Source organism: uncultured Roseibium sp., assembly GCF_947499295.1.
In the GTDB taxonomy this organism is placed as follows: domain Bacteria; phylum Pseudomonadota; class Alphaproteobacteria; order Rhizobiales; family Stappiaceae; genus Roseibium.
This window is the reverse complement of record NZ_CANMNP010000098.1, coordinates 1-1,280: the sequence shown is the minus strand read 5'-3', so window position 1 is coordinate 1,280 and position 1,280 is coordinate 1. Positions and strand designations below refer to the sequence as shown.

At 49.8% G+C, this 1,280-nt stretch carries 2 protein-coding genes and 1 pseudogene; 1 reads left to right on the top strand and 2 read right to left on the bottom strand.

What is annotated here, in order from left to right; genetic code table 11:
* Positions 1–186: hypothetical protein (locus Q0835_RS29910; RefSeq protein ID WP_298967123.1), on the bottom strand; the 186-nt coding region annotated here is incomplete at its 3' end.
* Positions 187–432: 246 nt separating this feature from the next.
* Here Q0835_RS29910 and Q0835_RS30445 point away from each other — a divergent pair.
* Positions 433–918, top strand: a pseudogene (locus tag Q0835_RS30445) (FecR domain-containing protein); the annotation flags it as partial.
* A gap of 153 nt (positions 919–1,071) precedes the next feature.
* Here Q0835_RS30445 and Q0835_RS29900 read toward each other — a convergent pair.
* A partial coding sequence (locus Q0835_RS29900) for a hypothetical protein (RefSeq protein WP_298967125.1) occupies positions 1,072–1,280 on the bottom strand: 209 nt, incomplete at its 5' end.

Sequence of the window (1,280 nt, the reverse complement as noted above, 5' to 3'; positions counted from 1 at the left end):
TCCGGCGGCAACAGCAACGGCAACTCCGGTGGGAACGGCAACTCCGGTGGCAACAGCAACGGTAACTCCGGTGGGAATGGCAACTCCGGTGGCAACAGTAACGGGAATTCTGGTGGGAACGGTAAAGGTCGGAACTAGAGAATTGTAGTTATTGATGCACGTATTCTTGAGCTTTTCTAAACTCATGAAGAACAAAGTTCTGAATGGCGTAGGAAAAATACAACCTTAAATAAAAATACGTATTAGATAAAACTTTTAAGGGAAAATCGTTGTTAAAATAATGTGAATGTTTTGGAAATGCATTGTTAATGCTTCAAGAAAGCTATTATGAGCTTGAAAATGATAGTTTTTTATTTCTGCAGTTCACCTGAGGTTAATTCGTGAGGTGTTAGCCTTTGCATAGATACAAATCTATAGCTCAGGGCTAAAGCTATGAAGATATTGTCAAGTCCATTTGAGAGTGGGCGTCGCAGTCAGGTCGTTGCTTTTGTCATAGCAGCGGTGGTCATGCTGTCGCTGCCACTCTCTAACAGTGTGGCACAAGCTGAGGCTTGGGTTGTAAAGAGGGTGTCAGGCATTGCCTATTTTGTCGCGCCGGGAGTTCAAGCTTTCCGTGTCAAACGAGGGATGGTCTTCGAAAAAGGCTACACAATTGGCACGCGGCCAGGTGCGCGCGCGCTCATTGCGCGCGGAAGCGAGACAATTTCTGTCGGTCCGAACACGACATTTGCAATCTCAAAGCATCGTAGCCGGGGTGCCAAGACAACTCTTCTCCAACGCAAAGGCAATATTGAAGTCGACGTGAAAACGCGGCAACGGAATCACTTTACCGTGGAAACACCGTTTCTTGCCGCTGTTGTGAAAGGCACAAAATTCGGCGTTTCGGTGAATACCAAACGCGCAAGGGTTTCCGTCCAGCGCGGGCTGGTCGGCGTTGAGGATTTTGCATCTGGTGACCGGGCGGACGTTGGCGCAGGACAGTCTGCATCCAGTGCGCCGGCCACAAGAGTTGGGCTTCAGGTCGGTGGCAGGACGAAGCCTGCAGTTCGGCCAGGGAGCAAGCGGGCACCTTCATTCCAGACCCCCAAAACCAAGAACATTCCTTCGGCTGATGTCTCTCCAAATAATGGAGGAGGCTTCTTGAGTAATTTCTTCAGCGGAAATGGCAATTCCGGTAACAGCGGCAACGGGAATGGCAACAGCAATGGCAATTCCGGTAACAGCGGCAACGGGAATGGCAACAGCAATGGCAATTCCGGTAACAGCGGCAACGGGAATGG